12 protein-coding genes are annotated in these 16,162 nt (G+C 61.5%); 2 read left to right on the top strand and 10 right to left on the bottom strand.

Going from position 1 to position 16,162, the window contains the following annotated elements; all coding sequences use genetic code 11:
• Positions 1-86: 86 nt before the first annotated feature.
• The 4 genes from secA to AC0V6V_RS00135 all read right to left on the bottom strand — a co-directional run bounded on the left by secA (position 87) and on the right by AC0V6V_RS00135 (position 4,931).
• On the bottom strand, positions 87-2,852 hold the full coding sequence (gene secA / locus AC0V6V_RS00150; protein ID WP_486166006.1) for a preprotein translocase subunit SecA: 2,766 nt from the start codon (positions 2,850-2,852) through the stop codon (positions 87-89).
• Positions 2,853-2,993: 141 nt separating this feature from the next.
• The gene (locus tag AC0V6V_RS00145; protein ID WP_486166005.1) at positions 2,994-3,266 is read right to left on the bottom strand and encodes a hypothetical protein; all 273 of its coding nucleotides are present in this window, start codon (positions 3,264-3,266) and stop codon (positions 2,994-2,996) included.
• A 55-nt stretch (positions 3,267-3,321) separates the two neighbouring features.
• Positions 3,322-4,104, bottom strand: coding sequence for a TonB family protein (locus AC0V6V_RS00140; protein WP_486166004.1), 783 nt, complete (start codon positions 4,102-4,104; stop codon positions 3,322-3,324).
• Entirely contained in the window at positions 4,104-4,931 is an 828-nt protein-coding gene (locus tag AC0V6V_RS00135; protein ID WP_486166003.1) for a TonB family protein, read from the bottom strand. The genes AC0V6V_RS00140 and AC0V6V_RS00135 overlap by 1 nt, the downstream gene beginning before the upstream one ends.
• An 87-nt stretch (positions 4,932-5,018) precedes the next feature.
• On the opposite strand from AC0V6V_RS00135, the gene argJ reads away from it, so the two are divergent.
• Together argJ and AC0V6V_RS00125 are read left to right on the top strand one after the other, a co-directional pair.
• Positions 5,019-6,245, top strand: a complete 1,227-nt coding sequence (gene argJ, locus AC0V6V_RS00130) for a bifunctional glutamate N-acetyltransferase/amino-acid acetyltransferase ArgJ (protein WP_486166002.1) — start codon at positions 5,019-5,021, stop codon at positions 6,243-6,245.
• The gene (locus AC0V6V_RS00125; RefSeq protein WP_486166001.1) at positions 6,242-7,060 is read left to right on the top strand and encodes an inositol monophosphatase family protein; all 819 of its coding nucleotides are present in this window, start codon (positions 6,242-6,244) and stop codon (positions 7,058-7,060) included. The genes argJ and AC0V6V_RS00125 overlap by 4 nt, the downstream gene beginning before the upstream one ends.
• A gap of 41 nt (positions 7,061-7,101) precedes the next feature.
• On the opposite strand, the gene trxA is transcribed toward AC0V6V_RS00125, so the two are convergent.
• The 6 genes from trxA to tsaE form a co-directional block, all read right to left on the bottom strand.
• Positions 7,102-7,422 carry a thioredoxin gene (trxA, locus tag AC0V6V_RS00120; RefSeq protein WP_486139451.1) on the bottom strand — a complete coding sequence of 107 codons (321 nt, stop codon included), beginning with the start codon at positions 7,420-7,422 and terminating at the stop codon, positions 7,102-7,104.
• Positions 7,423-7,498: 76 nt separating this feature from the next.
• Complete coding sequence (gene addA, locus AC0V6V_RS00115) at positions 7,499-10,987, bottom strand: double-strand break repair helicase AddA (RefSeq protein WP_486166000.1); 3,489 nt, start codon at positions 10,985-10,987, stop codon at positions 7,499-7,501.
• The gene (locus AC0V6V_RS00110; RefSeq protein ID WP_486165999.1) at positions 10,984-14,001 is read right to left on the bottom strand and encodes a PD-(D/E)XK nuclease family protein; all 3,018 of its coding nucleotides are present in this window, start codon (positions 13,999-14,001) and stop codon (positions 10,984-10,986) included. Before AC0V6V_RS00110 ends, addA begins: the two co-directional genes overlap by 4 nt.
• On the bottom strand, positions 13,994-14,716 hold the full coding sequence (locus tag AC0V6V_RS00105) for a nucleotidyltransferase family protein (RefSeq protein WP_486165998.1): 723 nt from the start codon (positions 14,714-14,716) through the stop codon (positions 13,994-13,996). The genes AC0V6V_RS00110 and AC0V6V_RS00105 overlap by 8 nt, the downstream gene beginning before the upstream one ends.
• Positions 14,713-15,708 (bottom strand): aminoglycoside phosphotransferase family protein, encoded by a 996-nt coding sequence (locus AC0V6V_RS00100; protein ID WP_486165997.1) that lies wholly within the window; start codon positions 15,706-15,708, stop codon positions 14,713-14,715. Before AC0V6V_RS00100 ends, AC0V6V_RS00105 begins: the two co-directional genes overlap by 4 nt.
• A complete protein-coding gene (gene tsaE / locus AC0V6V_RS00095; protein ID WP_486166114.1) occupies positions 15,705-16,160 on the bottom strand; it encodes a tRNA (adenosine(37)-N6)-threonylcarbamoyltransferase complex ATPase subunit type 1 TsaE in 456 nt (151 codons plus the stop codon). Before tsaE ends, AC0V6V_RS00100 begins: the two co-directional genes overlap by 4 nt.
• Positions 16,161-16,162: the final 2 nt, after the last annotated feature.

Here is a 16,162-nt window from a genome sequence, read left to right as displayed (position 1 = left end):
CTCGCACGCTCCGATGGCTCGCATCAAAATTTGGGCGAGCAGCCGCTGACGTCATGACGTCACGCGCGCTGCCCCCAGCCATACGTTTACGCCGCGCTTTTGCCGCCCGCTGCGCCGTGGCAATGCTTGTACTTGTTGCCAGACCCGCATGGGCACGGCGCATTGCGGCTGACGTTGAGGTTCGCATAGGGGTTGTCTGCATTCGAACCACCCGGCCCGGATGCCGCGCGCGGCGAACCAGCGAGCGAGCCGAACATTTCCGGTCGCTCTGCCGAACCGTCGCCATCAGCTGAGTTGTCGAGCCCGGTCAGCGGATCGATATGGCCGGTTAGGAAATCTGGCAGATCAGGCAGCGCCTCCGCCTCTGGCGGCGCCATGCGGAGTTCCGCCTGGAACAGGATCTTGGTTACTTCCTCACGCAGGGTATCGAGCATGGTTTCAAAGAGGCCGAACGCCTCTTGCTTATACTCATTGATCGGCTGTTTCTGCGCGATCCCGCGCATCCAGATCACCTGGCGCAGCGCGTCGAGCGTGGCGAGGTGTTCTTTCCAGTGGAAGTCAAGCTGACGCAGCAGCACATCCTTTTCAACCACGCGCCACAGGTCCGGATCGCTTTCCGACATCTTGGCCGTGATCATTTCATCGGTCTGCTCGCGCACGCGCTCTTCGATCAGCTCCGGCTCGACCTGCTCTTCCTCCATCCAATCATCCAATGGAGGCGTGATGCCGAACACGTCTTGCAGCTTCGTCTTCAGCGTTTCGATATCCCACTGCTCTGGATAAGAGCCGGGAGGGCACGCATCGCTGACCAGCGAATTCACCGTATCGTGGCGCATATCGACGACGACATCGTCGACTGTCTCTGAATCCATGATTTCAGAGCGCTGCTCGTAAATAACCTTACGTTGGTCGTTCATCACGTCATCATATTGGACGACCTGTTTACGCACATCGTAATTGCGCGCCTCGACCTTTTTCTGAGCTGTTTCAATGGCCTTGGATAGCCATTTTGACCCAATCGCCTCGCCATCTTCGAGGTTTGAATTCATCATCTTGGAGAACAAAGTGTCTGGGCCAAAGATGCGCAGCAGATCGTCTTCCAGGCAGAGGTAGAAGCGCGAGAGGCCGGGGTCACCCTGACGGCCAGAGCGGCCGCGCAGTTGGTTATCGATCCGGCGGCTCTCGTGCCGCTCTGTGCCAAGGACGAAAAGACCGCCGGCCTCCAAGACCTTGGCCCGTTCCTCGGCCACTTCCGCTTTGATCCGGTCCGCTTCCAGTGCGTATTTGGGGTCGTCTTTCGCGATGTCTTTAAGCTCATCCTCGAGCCGGTATTCCAAATTGCCGCCGAGCTGAATATCGGTGCCGCGGCCCGCCATATTGGTGGCGATGGTCACCGCGCCAAGACGGCCCGCCTGCGCCACGATATGCGCCTCGCGCTCGTGCTGGCGTGCGTTTAGAACCTCGTGCTTCACGCCTTCCTCATCGAGGAATTTGCTCAGCAATTCAGACTTCTCAATGGAAACCGTGCCGACCAGCACCGGCTGACCGATCTCGGCTTTCTCAGCGATGGCTTTCGCAATCGCTTGAAATTTGTCCATCGTGTTCTTGTAAAACTCGTCTTCTTCATCGATCCGTTGGACCGGAACATTGGTCGGGATCTCGACCGTGTTCATTTTGTAGATGTCCCAGAATTCCGCCGCTTCTGTGGCCGCCGTACCAGTCATGCCGGACAGCTTGGGATACATGCGGAAATAGTTCTGGAATGTGATCGAGGCCATGGTCTGGTTCTCTGGCTCGATCTTCACGCCTTCCTTGGCCTCAGCCGCCTGGTGCAGACCGTTTGACCAGCGCCGCCCGTCCATCATCCGGCCGGTGAACTCATCGATGATCACGACCTTGTCGTCTTTGACGATGTAATCGGTATCGCGCTTAAACATGTGCACGGCTTTCAGCGCCTGATCCAAGTGGTGGACCACTTGCGTGTTCTCAACGTCGTACAGGTTCTCTGTTTCGAGCAAGCCCTTCTCGATCAGCATTTGCTCCACCTTGTCGAGGCCGTCCTCGGTCAGCTGGATCTGCTTGGTCTTCTCGTCCTTCTCGTACCAGTCTTCCGGGATTTCCTTCACCACCGCGTCGAGCGAGACGTAGAGGTCAGACTTATCCTCGGTTGGGCCGGAGATGATCAGCGGGGTCCGCGCCTCGTCGATCAGGATGGAATCGACCTCATCGACAATGCCGAAATTAAACGGGCGCTGCACCATCTGTCCGCGCTCATGCTTCATATTGTCGCGCAGATAGTCAAAGCCGAATTCGTTGTTCGTGCCGTAGGTGACGTCGGCATTATAGGCATCGCGGCGGGCATATTCGTCGATATTGGGCACGACGACGCCGACGCTCAGGCCGAGCCAATTGTACAGCTGCCCCATCCATTCCGCATCACGCGCCGCGAGGTAATCATTGACGGTCACAACGTGCACGCCCTTGCCCTCAATCGCGTTGAGATAGGTCGCCAGCGTCGCCATCAAGGTCTTACCCTCACCCGTGCGCATTTCCGCTATCTCGCCGCGGTGCAGCACGATGCCGCCGATCATCTGCACGTCAAAATGGCGCATGCCGAACACGCGCACCGATGCCTCACGCACGGTCGCAAACGCCTCTGGCAGGATCTCATCCAGCGTTTTGCCGCCGTCCAATTGTTCGCGGAATTTGTCCGTCTGCGCCTTCAATTCTTCGTCAGAAAGCGCCTGAATTTGCTCTTCTAATGCGTTGATCTGATCAACGACCTTGCGAACGGATTTGACGTAGCGATCGTTGGAAGAGCCAAACAGTGATTTGGCGATTGCGTTAAACATCGGATGTGGACCTGTCGAAATAATGCGGTGTGGGCGCAGCGGGATCGCTGAGCGCTGAAACCTGAAAGATGTGGGCGGTCTGCTTTGCACGGGGTGTTCGCGCCGCCAGCAGAATGCGTTACTTAAAAGGCGAAACTTCGCCTATTCGTAGGCGCGATCAACGCCCATCAGGACCGGCAGACGCAGCACCTTAGGCACGCGAACAGGCTTGCCTTTCTTGGCATCCTTGCACTTCGCGGTTTGCTTTTCAGGCTTGCCGATGGGCGTAATTGCCTCGCACGGCTCGTTCGCGTCGGTACCGGCTGCAACGCCGATGTCTTGGTTCAGCGCCTCTGCCAATGTTGCATGCGCGGGGGAGCCGATGGCGGCAAACCCGGTAAGCAGAGCGAGAAAGGCGATAATCTGACGGCGCATAGCGATGCCGATATATGCTCTGCGAGGCGGTTCGTCTAGCCCGCGCGCAATTCGCCTATTCCGCCGGGGTTTCCCGCTCGATTACCAACGGTTCTGGCGGAGCCTCGCTTTCAACCGACACGGTAAATCTTACGATGCGGTCTTGAGGTTCGCCGTTGGCATCTCGCCAGGGGCCTGTCGTCGTCAAACCGGTACACGGCGTGTCTCCAGGAAAGGCCTTCGGCACAGTCCCTTCTTCATTGATAACTCTGCAATTCAGCACCGTTCCGTCTGAGCGCACGATTGCGCTGATAGTTAAGGAAAATGCATCGAGCTCGTGCTTGCGAAAACGCCAATAGTGCCGGTCAGTGAATGTCCCAGCCACGGCATTGCCCTCGGCATCAAGCGCAGGCTCAAACTCCGCAACCTTCATAGCGGTGGCGCAGGTAAAGTCATCGAGGCCTGGAAAGCCGGTAGACTCGGCAACAGAGCAGGCGGTCGGCTTGCCATCCGCATCAACCTCTATCTCATAGCCGACACCGCCTTGTGCTTCTTGGAGATACAAGTCGGCGGGCAGGACCGCGCCCCTGAACCAGTTGTACCCACCATCAACTGGCATAGGATCTCTTCGCTCTGAAGCGGGTGCAGGCCGAACCGATATCGGTGGCGGAGGAGCGGGTTCATTCTCGCGTGCACCTTCTGCTGCCTCCATTGCCACTTCGGTAGCTCGGGCCTCTGCGACCTCAGCAGCAGCCGCAGCGGCCTCAGCTGCACTGTCGCTCTGCGCAGCAAGCGGAGCTGCGAAGAGCCCACCGATAAGAACCATTCCCAGCGCATATGCCTGGTTTAGAGCGCGCATTATTCAGGGTCCTCCAACACGACATTGATCGTCGCAGTCACTCGCTTGGCCACAGGCACGCCATTTTCATCGCGATAGGGAATGCCGGGCCGCGCCTTTGGCCCAGAGCAAAGCCTGCCGCGCTCCCGATCACGGTCGATCTCCGCCCGCATTTTTTCAGGAATATCGCCTTCGATGCTTACGATGTCACAATCGGTCGTCACGCCCTCGGCGGTGTGCAGATACCGAAACACCACACGCATTTGCGGCATCTCTGGCTCTTTCTTGCGCCAGCGATAGCTGCTTTCATACACCCCTTTGATCGGGGAACCTTCAAGACCAATTGACGGTTCAAACTCAGCTCGTTCCATAGCAATATCACAAGTGGCTTGGTCGAGAATGAGCGATTCAGAAGACTCCATAACTATGCAATCTTCAGGCTTGCCATCCGCCCCCACTGCCAAGCTGAAGCGGGTTGTACCTTCCTGGCCAGCGATCCACGCTGCTGGCGGATAGTCCGCATCTTTAAATAAATTGCGGCGTTCGGTTTTGAGATATGGCGGCGCTGCAATTTCGTTCGGCACGCCATCCGTGTGCGGGCCACGCGGGTAAATAGGTGGAGGAGGTGGAGGTGGAGGTGGAGGTGGAGGTGGAGGTGGAGGAGGTGCAGGAGGAGATGAAAGGCGCGTTGGAGGCGCGGGAGGGGGAATCACAAGCCGCAAGGGCTCCCCTGCCGCCTCAGCCGTTTCCTCCACCGCATCCGCCGCCTCTCCTTTGGCAGGCTGAGCGATGGCTTGAGTGGCGATCACAAAGGTCCCGCCGACGAACATAAAGCTGATCTTTTTCATGGGCGTAGGCCTATCAGAGCGCGGCCAAATACCAAACAACAAAACGCGCAATTGCGGTTGAAAGCATTGCGCATTACGGCAGCGGCCATGGAACTTCAGACTTCGCCCTTGGCCCTGCCCTTTCCCGATATGCCATCGATCGCCGGCGTCACTGTGCGCACGGCGCGCGCCCACTACAAAGACTGGGACCGGGCCGACCTGACCTATGTCGAGCTTGCCGAGGGCACGAGTGTCGCTGGCGTGTTCACGCAAAGCGCCTGCGCCTCGTCCGAGGTTGAGCTGGGGCGCGAAAACCTCGCCAATGGCCGCGCCCGTGCGCTGATTGTAAACGCAGGCAATGCCAATGCCTTCACCGGCTATCGCGGGCGCGAGGCGGTCGAGGCGATTATGACGCAAACTGCCGAGCATTTGGGCTGCTCACCCGGCGATGTGTTTGTCTCCTCGACCGGAGTCATTGGCGTTCCCCTGCCCAAAGGCAAAGCGCGCGAAGGCCTATCTGCTGCTTTCACGGCAGAGGAAGCGGGCTGGGAAGACGCCGCCAATGCGATTGGCACGACCGACACCTTTGCCAAGGGTGCGCACACCTCCGCAATTGTTGGCGGCACCCGCGTGGAGCTGGTAGGGATCATCAAAGGCTCCGGCATGATCGCGCCGGATATGGCGACCATGCTCGGCTATATTTTCACCGATGCGGACATCGCCCCGGCGTTCCTGCAAGAGCTGCTGAGCGCGGCGAATGCGCAGACCTATTCCTGCATCACCGTGGATGGCGATACGTCGACCAGTGACACGGTGCTCGCCTTTGCGACGGGCAAAGCGGGCAATCCCCGGATCGAGAGCTTTGACAGTGCAGGCGCAGATGCCTTTGCCGCCGCCCTCACCGATCTGTGCCGACAGCTCGCGCAATTGGTGGTGCGCGACGGCGAAGGGGCGAGCAAGTTCATCACGGTGCGCGTAAACGGCGCAGCTGATAACGACAGCGCGCGCCGCGTTGGCCTGGCCATCGCAAACTCACCGCTGGTCAAAACTGCCATCGCCGGGGAAGACGCCAATTGGGGCCGCGTCGTGATGGCCGTCGGCAAGGCTGGCGAACCGGCGGACCGCGACACGCTCTCCATCGCATTTGGCGGCCTGTGGGCGGCAAAGAATGGCCTGCCGGTTGAGGATTATGACGAAGCGCCTGTGGCAGAGCACCTTAAGGGCGACGCCATTGATCTCGCGGTTGATCTGGGCATTGGCGATGGCCGCGCAAGTGTTTGGACCTGCGACCTCACCCACGGATACATCTCGATCAATGCGGATTACCGATCATGAGCGATGAGGGCATCAGCGCGCTCGATGGAGAAATTCGCGATCTGATGCGCTTTGCTGCGCGCGGGTCCATGCTGCCCCGGTTTCAGAACCTTGCCGATGGCGAGATTGAGATGAAGGGCGAGGATGATCCGGTCACCGTGGTCGACCGGGAGGTGGAAAGCTTCCTCACCGAGGCGCTAACCAAGCTTGCGCCCGGCGTGCCAGTGGTGGGCGAAGAGGCGGCACACGCTGATGAAAGCGTGCTCGAGCATTTGTCGCAGCAATGCTGGATCATCGACCCGCTCGATGGGACCGCCAATTTCGCTGAGGGGAAAGAACCCTTCGGCATTATCGTCGCTTTGGCGGATGCGGGCCATGCGGTGGCGGGCTGGCTGTATGATCCCATTCGTGACCGGTTGTGCCATGCACGCACCGGCGAAGGCGCCTTTGTGAACGGCATCAAGATCACCGCGAAAACGACCGGGCAAGAGCCTCCCGTTGCCGCAATCTCAAAGCTATTTCTGGACGAGGATCAGATCGCGGAGGTCGATGCAAAAATCACCCCGCATTACACACTGACAGACATTCCCCGCTGCGCTGCCGAGCAATATCCGAGGCTCGCACTGGGCGAAAATGATGTCTCCAGTTTTGAGCGCACACTCGCCTGGGATCACGCCGCCGGTGTGCTGTGGCTCAATGAAGCGGGCGGCAAAGCGGCGCGGCTGGATGGCAGCGCATACCGCGTTGATCAGCATGGAATACCCGGATTGCTCGGCGCATCGAGCCCAGCCATTTGGGACGCCTACGCTCAAAAAGTAATGGCGCAGCCGAACTAACGACCACGCCACCTACCCTATATTTGAACTGCTCGGCGGGCTTACAAAGAGCCTTCGATCAACGCTTTAAGCTGGCTCTTAGGGCCAGCGCCCTTTTGCTCAGCGACGAGCTTTCCGCCCTTGTACATCGCGAGATAAGGGATGCCTTGGACGCCGAGTTCAGCGGCAACGTCGGTGTTGTCGACGATATCGACCTTCGCGATTTTAACCTGGCCAGCGAACTCTTCGCTTAGCTCTTCCAGAGCAGGCGCGATCATTTTACATGGCCCGCACCATTCCGCCCAGAAATCCACCAGTACGGGGGTTTCGCTATCGAGCACGTCGGCTTTAAAGCTATCGTCGGTCACATTGATGGTGGCCATGGAAATTCTCCTGTTATCATTGTTGATCCCTATTTAGGCGCGCGGGCGCGCACTCTCAAGCGCTGGGCGAATAGCTTTACTGCGCCGTCCCCAAAGCATTTTTGTGTAACCCTAATTGCTCCGCGGATAGCTCCAGGATTTGCGGGGTTTGGGTGTACAGCACCGCCGCCCTGACCTCGCGCCCGGGATAGATTGCTTCCAGCGCGGCGGCATAGGCGGCCATCTGCTTGATCGTCGCGGTCGGCACATCCTGCGCGCTGCGCGGCGGGCGGCGCGTGGTCTTGTAATCCACCACAGTGATGGCGTCGTCGCTCACCAGCAGCCGGTCAGCCGTACCCGCGACCACGATCCCGCCCACGGTTGCGGCCAAAGGCACCTCTGCCAGCGCGTCGGGCTCAAAGATATGGGCGAAAGCCGGATCCTCCAGCACGCGCAGCGCCGCTGCCGCCATTTCGGCGCGCGCTTCCTCGGGCAAATCGCTCGCTTGCCTCTCCAGCCATGCCTCGGCAGCGAACTCCCGCTCGTCCTGCTCCATGTCGGGCAGGCGTTCCAGAAGGCTGTGGATCAAGACGCCGCGCCGTGCAGCGGTCTTCGCGAGATCGGGCGGCAATGGCGGATCAGCGGTTTGATCTTCACCAGCGGAACTCGGCGCAAGCGGGCGCGGTGGACGAGGCTCTGGCCCTATAGGCGTGCGCGCCCAGTCGGGCAGTTCAGCGAGAGCCTGCGCGTCATCACCCGCGCTAGCCTCTGGGAAATGCAGCGCACGATAGCCCCATTCGCGCCGCGCGCCCCAGATCGGATCGGCCAGCTCCTCACCGCTTTCCTCGCCGTCAAATATCGGCGCGAGCCGGGCATACCAGCTGTCCTCATGCGGACCCTTCTTTTGCCGCGGCCCCAGCGAGCCGGTGATGAACAGCCCTTCTTCCGCGCGGGTCATGGCGACATACATCAGCCGCCAGTGCTCCTGCATCTCCGCAATTTTCGAGGCTTCTTCTGCCTCGCTAACCCGGCCCGCCTTTTCGTCCTTCGATAGCGAGGGCAGTGGAACAACGCGGCGGTCAGCCTCCGGTGTTGCCTCGCCCAGTGGTGCCTCATCCAATTCCAGTGATCCGCCCTGCCCCGGATTGCCGGTCGCATCGGCCAGGATCACAATCGGCGCTTGCAAGCCTTTGGAGCCGTGCACGGTCATCACCCGCACTTGCTCGCCCGCCTCGCCCGGATCACGTTTCAGCTCCCCCTCGCCAGCGTCGAACCATTGCAGAAACCCGGTCAGGCTGGGCGCGAACGCCGCCTCATAAGCAAAGGCGGAATTGACCAGCTCATCAATTGGATCATTCGCCTCACGCCCCAACCGCGCAACCAGCTTTGCCCGCGCCTGCCACGGCCCAATCAGCAGCCATGCGAGCAAGGCCTGCGGCGTTTCATAATCCGCCAGCCTCAGCAGATCGCGCAATTTCTCTGCCGTCTCTGCAACAAACGGATCCTCGTGGCGGCGGACATGATCCCACAGGCGCACACCCTTTGCGCGCGGCACAAAGCTGAGCAGGTCATCCTGGCTCCATCCGATGAGCGGGCTCGCCAGCAGGTTTGCCAGCATCAGATCATCGAGCGGCTGAGCCGCAAAGCGCAGAGCCGCGAGCAAATCCTTCACCGCCAGCGGCGCGCCCAAACGCAGGCGATCGACCCCGGCCACCGGCACGCCTTTGGCATGCAGACGCGCAACAATCAGCGCGGCGAGATCCTTGCGCTTACGCACCAGCACCATGACATCGCCCGCACCCGCCGCGCGCGGATTGCCGCCCTTCATCAGAATAAACGGCTCTTCGCGCGTGTGCCATTTGCGCACTTGATCGGCGATCTTGTCGGCCAGCCTGCGGTCATGCTGTGCCAGCCAATCTTGCTGCTCGCCGTCCCCGCGCTCGCTGTCGTCCTCCTGGCCTGTCACAGGGTTCCACAGAGTCACCAGTCCCGCACGCTCTTCGCCAATATGCGGCTTTGGCTCGTCCTTCAGGCCGAATGCACTCGCCCCAACCGCGCCAATCGCGCGGTTCACAAATTCGAGCACGGCGTTGGAGGTGCGGAAACTCTGCCCCAGATCGAGGTCCTGCCAATTGGGCACATGCCGGGCATCGCGCATCTCGGCAGCGTTTTCGCGCGCGGCCTCAATCGCGGCACGCACCTTGTCCTTAGCCAGCGCGAAATTCTCTGGACTGGTGCCCTGAAAGCCGAAGATCGCCTGCTTGTAGTCGCCGACGGTAAAGACCGTGCGCAGCTTCTCACCCGCCGCCCCTTCCCCAGAGAAAAAATCATCAATCAGCGCGAAGACAATGCTCCACTGCGCGGCATTGGTATCCTGCGCCTCGTCGATCAGGATATGGTCAAATCGGCGGTCAAGCTTGTAGCGGATCCAGTCGGAGGCTTCCTTGCGGCTGAGTAGGCTCGCGGCAAGTTGGATCAGGTCATCAAAATCGAGCAGCGCCTCACGCTCTTTCGCCTCTTCCCAGCGCAGCGCGAATGTACGCCCCAATTCCAGCGATGGGGTGAGCAGATCAGCCAGATTGAGCAGCGCGCGGCGTTCCTCGTACTGCACCAAGACTTCAGCGACCGCAGACTGCCATTCCGGCAACCTTGGCTCAGCCTTTGTCGGCTTATCCATTTTCCGAGGTTCGCCATCTTTCTTCAGGATGGTGTCGTAAAACCCTTCCGAGCGCTCAGCGCGCTGCTCGACAGGAAGAGACAGCCACTCTTCGATAAATGCAGCGGTTTCATCCCCTTTCTTCGCCGTCCAATCCCTCATCAGCGGCAAAATCTGCATCAGTTGAGCGTCCGGAAATGTGTCCGGATGGAAGATATCGCGAACCCAATCCTCATCCGCGTCCGCTGGCATACCGAGTAGGCTTTTGACGCGCGGCATCATCGGCGGCTGCCACGCGCCCGCGCCGTGCCACATCTCGCGCGCGCTGGCGCAGCGCATCAACCATCCGCGCAGGGCATCGGGATCTTTGCGAGTGGCGAACAGGCTGACCGCGTCCAGCACGCCCGTATCCCGCGTCCGCTCGGCATCGCTGAGCATGTCGGACAGCACTTCGCGCGCGAGCAGATCGCGCTCGCGGTCCTCCATTGGCCGCGCCCCGGGAAGCAGCTCTGCTTCACCCGGAAAGTTCGCCAGCAGCCACTGAGCAAAGGCATGGATCGTATCGATCCGCAAACCGCCGCCGGGACAGTCCAGCACGCTGGCAAACAATGTGCGGGCGCGCTCCTGCGTTTTTGGACCAATGTCTGCGCCCAAATGGCCAAGCTCCGTCGCAAGCGCCGCAGGCTCCAACCGCACCCAGCGCGCCAGCACAGCATTGATGCGGTTCGCCATTTCCGCCGCGCCCGCTTTGGTAAAGGTGAGGCACAGGATCTGGCCCGGATCGACATCGGGCCGCAGCAGCAGGCGTAGAACTCGCGCAGAGAGCACCTGCGTCTTTCCTGTGCCCGCAGAGGCCGACAGCCAGACATTGTCGCGCGGATTGACCGCATCGCGCTGATTGCCCGCCAGTGGGAAGACCGCGCCGCTCATTGCGCATCCTCGCCATCGGCCAGCGCGATGATCCACTCATCCAGTCGCATCAGCTGATCATAATCGGTGTAGCCGGGGTAATCGGGATTTTCCTTCGCCACGAACGGCGCATTGCCTTTGATAAAGCGGCGAATGGCCTCGGCCAGCTTGTCCTCATGCGTAGGCAGGAACTCCTCCGGCGGCAGGCCAGAACGCTTGCCCGGCAGCTTTATCGGCGCCTCTTTATAGCCAAACTGTTTGTCTGCCTTGCTGCGCCCCATCGACCAATATTCGAACGTTGCCGCATCGCCGCTCAGCCCTTCGAAATCGCCATCGCGCGCGATCAGCCCCAGCAGGCCAAGTTGCAAAGCATAGCCTGCCTCGACTTGCGCGGCGCTGGGCGGAGCGCCGGTTTTATAGTCCACAATCGCGAGGCTGCCGTCTGGCATTCGGTCGATCCGGTCAGCCCGGCCATAGACGCGCACGCCATCGACCATCATTGACCCCTTGCGCTCCCACGCGACGACTTTGCGTTTCTCGGCCGCCGCCTCATCGGCATCGATCCACTCCGCAAACCGGGTGAACGCCGCGAGCAGGCGCGGTCGCCACAGACCCATAAACAGCGGGTGGCATTGCTCAGCGCGGAAATGCGCCTCCGCAATCGCGGTGATATCGACTGAGGGATCGTGACTGCGCGCCTCATGCCACAATTCCAGAATCTTATGCGTCAAAGTCCCGCGCAGAGCCGGATCGCTGAACGGGTCCGCCTCCAGTACTTCCAGCGCTTTCAGGCCCAAGATTTGCTGCGCATAAAACTGATAGGGATCGCCCAGCAATCGGTCGAGCGCAGTCACCGCAATATTGACCGCGCGCTGCTCGCTGGAGGGCATCGGCGCAGGCCGCGCATAGGGCTTTGCGCGCGGCACCATTCGATCGAGCGCAGGCAGCATCGCGGGGATGGCATTCTCGCGGTGATCTTTCGCAAGCTCGCCGAGCAAGGCCTCCACCCGCAGCAAAAACCGCGAGGGGATTGTCGGCCCTTCTTTGTCGCGCTCTGCCCGGCTGAGGACCACTTCGGGCGCACCCATCGCCCCGGCCAGGTCATGCGCGGACAGGCCAATGCGAAACTCCGATGCCGGCACGCCCAACGCGCGCAGCACGCCGGGGGCAAGCAGAGGATCGGGGCTTGGGCTTTGCGGCCAGCTGCCTTCATTCAGCCCCGCACAAATCACCAGGTCAGCGCGGGCCATGCGCGATTCCAGCAGGCCGTAAATCGCAACGCGCGGGTGCCCGCCATAGGGCGGCCGTACAGCAATCTCGTCCATCGCCTCGCGCAGGGCGCTGGCCAAATCTTTCGCTGCGATCTGAGTATCGGTGGCGCGGGCATGCAGGCGCATATCCTCCACCATGGCGGACAATGCGCGGCCATCCTCGCGCGCCCACACGTCCTCGCCCGCCAGCGCCTCGGCCAGCACAGTGAGCGTGTCGAGCGCATCCGCCAGCTGCAGCTGCGCCGCTTCACCGGGCAGCTGCGCCAGCAATGCCTCAACCTCGGCCCACCATTCGGCGACCTCTGCCTCGCCTGCGATGGCGCGCAAAGGCTCAAATCCTGGTGCAGGCGCAGGTCCGCGCAGCGCGCGTTCAAGCTTACGCAGATTGCTGAGCCATGCGCCGCGATCATCGCCGCCGCGCACCAATGGATGGCTGAGCGCGCTAACCAATGCTGTGGGCGTGATCGCCCCGCTGGCAAGCTCGCTTAGCAGGCCGAGCAGACGCCCCGCCGGGGTCAGCGACAAGGGACGGCCAGCGGTGTCATCAGCGGTAATATTCCAGCGCGACAAATGCTGTACAACGCGGCGAGCCAGGCTGCGGTCGGCGCTGATCACCGCGATGCGTTTCTCCGGCTCAGCCAACGCTTGGCGCACGAGCATGGCGATGGCCTGCGCCTCTTCTTCGGCGGTGGCGCTGGTTAGCAGGCGGACGCCCGACAGCCGCCGTTTCTCGGGAGCCAAATCGGCCCAGGAAGAGCTCGACTCTGGCGGCAGGAATAAGGAGCTGATCGCGTGGCTGCGCACTGGGTCTGCCGCCGCGATCCCGCGCCGGTGCCACGGGCGGACCTCTGCGCGGGCAACACCCATACGACCGAGCAGTAGCTTCAGGTGATATTGCGGATGGGTCAGCGCATCACCGCGCGCAAACGCCTCGCCATCTGGCTCATCGCGTTGTCCCGCCCGGCCCAATTCGTCCCATGCCTCAGTCGGCATTTGCAGGTCGAGATCGGGCAGGATCACCGCGCCATTCTCTAAGTCAGCAATGCTGCGCAACATACGCGCCAGAGCGGGCGCGGCGCTGGTGACACCAGCGGCGACGATTGGCGATTTCGGCGGGTTTGCGCGCCATTCCAGCGCGGCCCGGTCAAACAACAGATTGCGCCGGGTCGCCGCGTCCACCTCGCCGCGTTCGTCCAAGGCAAAGCGCCAACGCGCTTGCACCTTGGCAAACAGACGGATCGATTCCTGCCAATGCTCCGCCAGGCTCGGCTCAAGGTTGAGGATCGTCTCATCGAGCAAATCCTCTGGCCGCTTCTCCTCGACCAACAGGCGGTCCATTGTGCGCGCCAAATCGCGCGCCATCCGCAAGATTGCAGCGCCCGGCGGGGTCCGCTTGCTGCTGCTCTCCAGCTCCGCGCGCAGCAAATGCGCCAGCTCAAACCAGCGGCGCGTCGGCTCAACCGCTGGCGGAATTTCGCCCGCACCCAGCGGATCGAGCAGACTGCCGAGCTTCTCATCAAGGTCGAGATCACCCACCGCAACCATGCGCGGCATCAGCAGTCCGGCGCTGCCCGTCTCGCCAGCGTGGCGAATGAACGCTTCGCTGATGGTGCGCGCAGCCCGGGTGCTGGGGACCAGCAGAGTGAGCCGTGCTAACCCAAGGTCGCCGTCCGAGTAACGCGGGGCAAGGCCCGCCACCAGCGCATCGGCAAAGCCGCGGTGCGCAGCGATGGAGTAAATATTGAGTTCGCGGCGCTCAGCCACGCTTTAGCGCGTCTTCCGTCGGCGCGATTGCCTGCGGTGTGCCCACTTCGAACCATTGGCCAGTGAACGCCGCGCCGAACAGGCGGCCTTCCTCAATCGCGCGGGTCCACAGGATGTTGGTGGAGAACTTACCCTCTGGCGCATCGCGCAGCAATCGGTGCGAAATCAGCTGGATGCCGGTGTAAATAAAAGGCGCAATCCGGCCCGGCGCGCGGCGTTTCAACCGCCCGATCTGGTCCATATGAAAATCGCCCGGCCCGGTGAAATTCTTCGCATTGGCGTGCGGCACGAGCAGCAGCAGCGCATCCATCGCGTCAGGATCCCAGCGCTGCGAGAGATCATGGAAAGCATCGCGCGGCCCATCGAGCCAGATGTTGTCGGCATTGAGGCAGAAAAACGGATCGGGCAAGTGCGAGCGCGCCTTGATCAGGCCCCCGCCTGTCTCCAGCAATTCGCTGCGCTCATCCGAGATAACGACCTGCGGCGCGTTGCGCTCGGCAACATGCACCTCCAGTGCGTCGGCGAGGTAATGCACATTGACGACAGCGCGCGCGATCCCCGCATCGGCCAGCCGATCCAGCGCGTGATCGATCAGCGGCTTACCCGCGACCCGCACCAAAGGCTTGGGCTGGCTGGCCGTGAGCGGGCGCATACGCTTGCCCATACCAGCGGCCATCACCATCGCAGTGTCGCTAGCGAGGGGCTTACCGCTCATGTGATTTCTCCGCCCATGGCAGCGCGCAAATGCTGCGGGATATTGGCATCAAACCACTTGGCAACGGGCGCCAGCGCCGGATGCGCAAGGTCGCGCTCCATCGCCTCCCACACGCGCGGGATCAGCGTGGGATAGCGCGGCTTTCCATCGCGCTTGAACAGCCGGGTAAAGATGCCGACAATCTTGGCATTTCGCTGAGCCCCGAGCCGCGCATAATCAGCGGCGAAATGCTCGTCCGCTCCGGCGCGTTCTTGATAGCGCGCGAGCATCGCCGCCTCCAGCTCAGGCGAAACATCTCGCCGCGCATCTTGCAACAACGAAACCAGATCATAGGCCGGATGCCCAACCAGCGCGTCCTGAAAATCGATCAGCCCCTGCGGCGCGCTCGGCACTCCGTTCAGCAGCATGATGTTTTCTGCATGATAATCGCGCAGCACCGTGACGCCCGGCGATTGCCGCGCGATCATAGGCGCGAGCACCTCTTCCCAGGCCGCGGCATAGCCCGCCTCATCGACCGATAGGCCCTGCGCCGGGCAATACCAATCGGTCAGCAGCGCGGCCTCTCGCTGGTATGTTGCCATATCGTATAGCGCGAACGGTCCGGGCGGGCATTTGTGCAGCTCCACCAAAGCATCAATCGCCCCGGCATAGGCGTCGCTCTCGCTCGCCGGGTTGTCATCCAGCCAATCACGCATCCGATCTTCGCCGAAATCTTCCAGCAGGACCCAGCCCGCCGCTGCATCGCTGGCGTAAATCTCTGGCGCGCGCATCGCATTTTCGCACAGCCACTGCGCCACATCCAAGAACGGGACCGGATCCTCGTGCGGCGGCGGCGCATACATCAGCATGCCTTTGTCCGGGCCAACACCGCCGCTGCGCGCCAAGCGGAAATACCGGCGAAACGAGGCATCGCCAGGGATCGGATCAATCGCGGCATCGCCCCACCCAGACTGGGCGAGGAATGCGTGTAGGCCATCAGGAAGTTCACTCATGGCAGACGCTCTAGCCAATCTGCGCCCGCTTCAATAGCCGCGATGCGCCCCTCATCCGCAGAATTTCCGCTGTTTTCTAACGTGATCGACAAACACGCCGCTTCATGCCCAAATCCGCCTGCATGATCGGGCCATTCCGCGATCAAGGCCGCACCCTCGCGGTAATCATCAAGGCCAATCTCATGCCGCTCATCGGGATGCTCCAAGCGGTAAAAATCGGCATGCACCACTGGCACACGCAGCGGCGGCGCATCGTAAGTCTCGATAATCGTAAAGGTCGGCGATGGCACCTCATGCTCATAGCCAAGTGCGGCGATAATCGCGCGGGCCAGCGTCGTCTTCCCCGCGCCCAATCCGCCGGTCAGCGAGACCGCATCGCCGGGTTTCAGTTGCGCCGCAATGCGAGCGCCAAAGGCGTCCATCGCCGCCAGATCGCTCAAGGTCTCACGCATCA

Source organism: Erythrobacter sp. S249, assembly GCF_057364975.1.
This window is presented reverse-complemented; position numbering and strand designations above follow the sequence as displayed.

What these genes read in the sequence shown, in the direction of transcription:
- secA (WP_486166006.1), bottom strand. Translation starts at nt 2,852, where the DNA reads ATGTTTAACGCAATCGCCAAATCACTGTTTGGCTCTTCCAACGATCGC.
- AC0V6V_RS00145 (WP_486166005.1), bottom strand. Translation starts at nt 3,266, where the DNA reads ATGCGCCGTCAGATTATCGCCTTTCTCGCTCTGCTTACCGGGTTTGCC.
- AC0V6V_RS00140 (WP_486166004.1), bottom strand. Translation starts at nt 4,104, where the DNA reads ATGCGCGCTCTAAACCAGGCATATGCGCTGGGAATGGTTCTTATCGGT.
- AC0V6V_RS00135 (WP_486166003.1), bottom strand. Translation starts at nt 4,931, where the DNA reads ATGAAAAAGATCAGCTTTATGTTCGTCGGCGGGACCTTTGTGATCGCC.
- argJ (WP_486166002.1), top strand. Translation starts at nt 5,019, where the DNA reads ATGGAACTTCAGACTTCGCCCTTGGCCCTGCCCTTTCCCGATATGCCA.
- AC0V6V_RS00125 (WP_486166001.1), top strand. Translation starts at nt 6,242, where the DNA reads ATGAGCGATGAGGGCATCAGCGCGCTCGATGGAGAAATTCGCGATCTG.
- trxA (WP_486139451.1), bottom strand. Translation starts at nt 7,422, where the DNA reads ATGGCCACCATCAATGTGACCGACGATAGCTTTAAAGCCGACGTGCTC.
- addA (WP_486166000.1), bottom strand. Translation starts at nt 10,987, where the DNA reads ATGAGCGGCGCGGTCTTCCCACTGGCGGGCAATCAGCGCGATGCGGTC.
- AC0V6V_RS00105 (WP_486165998.1), bottom strand. Translation starts at nt 14,716, where the DNA reads ATGAGCGGTAAGCCCCTCGCTAGCGACACTGCGATGGTGATGGCCGCT.
- AC0V6V_RS00100 (WP_486165997.1), bottom strand. Translation starts at nt 15,708, where the DNA reads ATGAGTGAACTTCCTGATGGCCTACACGCATTCCTCGCCCAGTCTGGG.
- tsaE (WP_486166114.1), bottom strand. Translation starts at nt 16,160, where the DNA reads ATGCGTGAGACCTTGAGCGATCTGGCGGCGATGGACGCCTTTGGCGCT.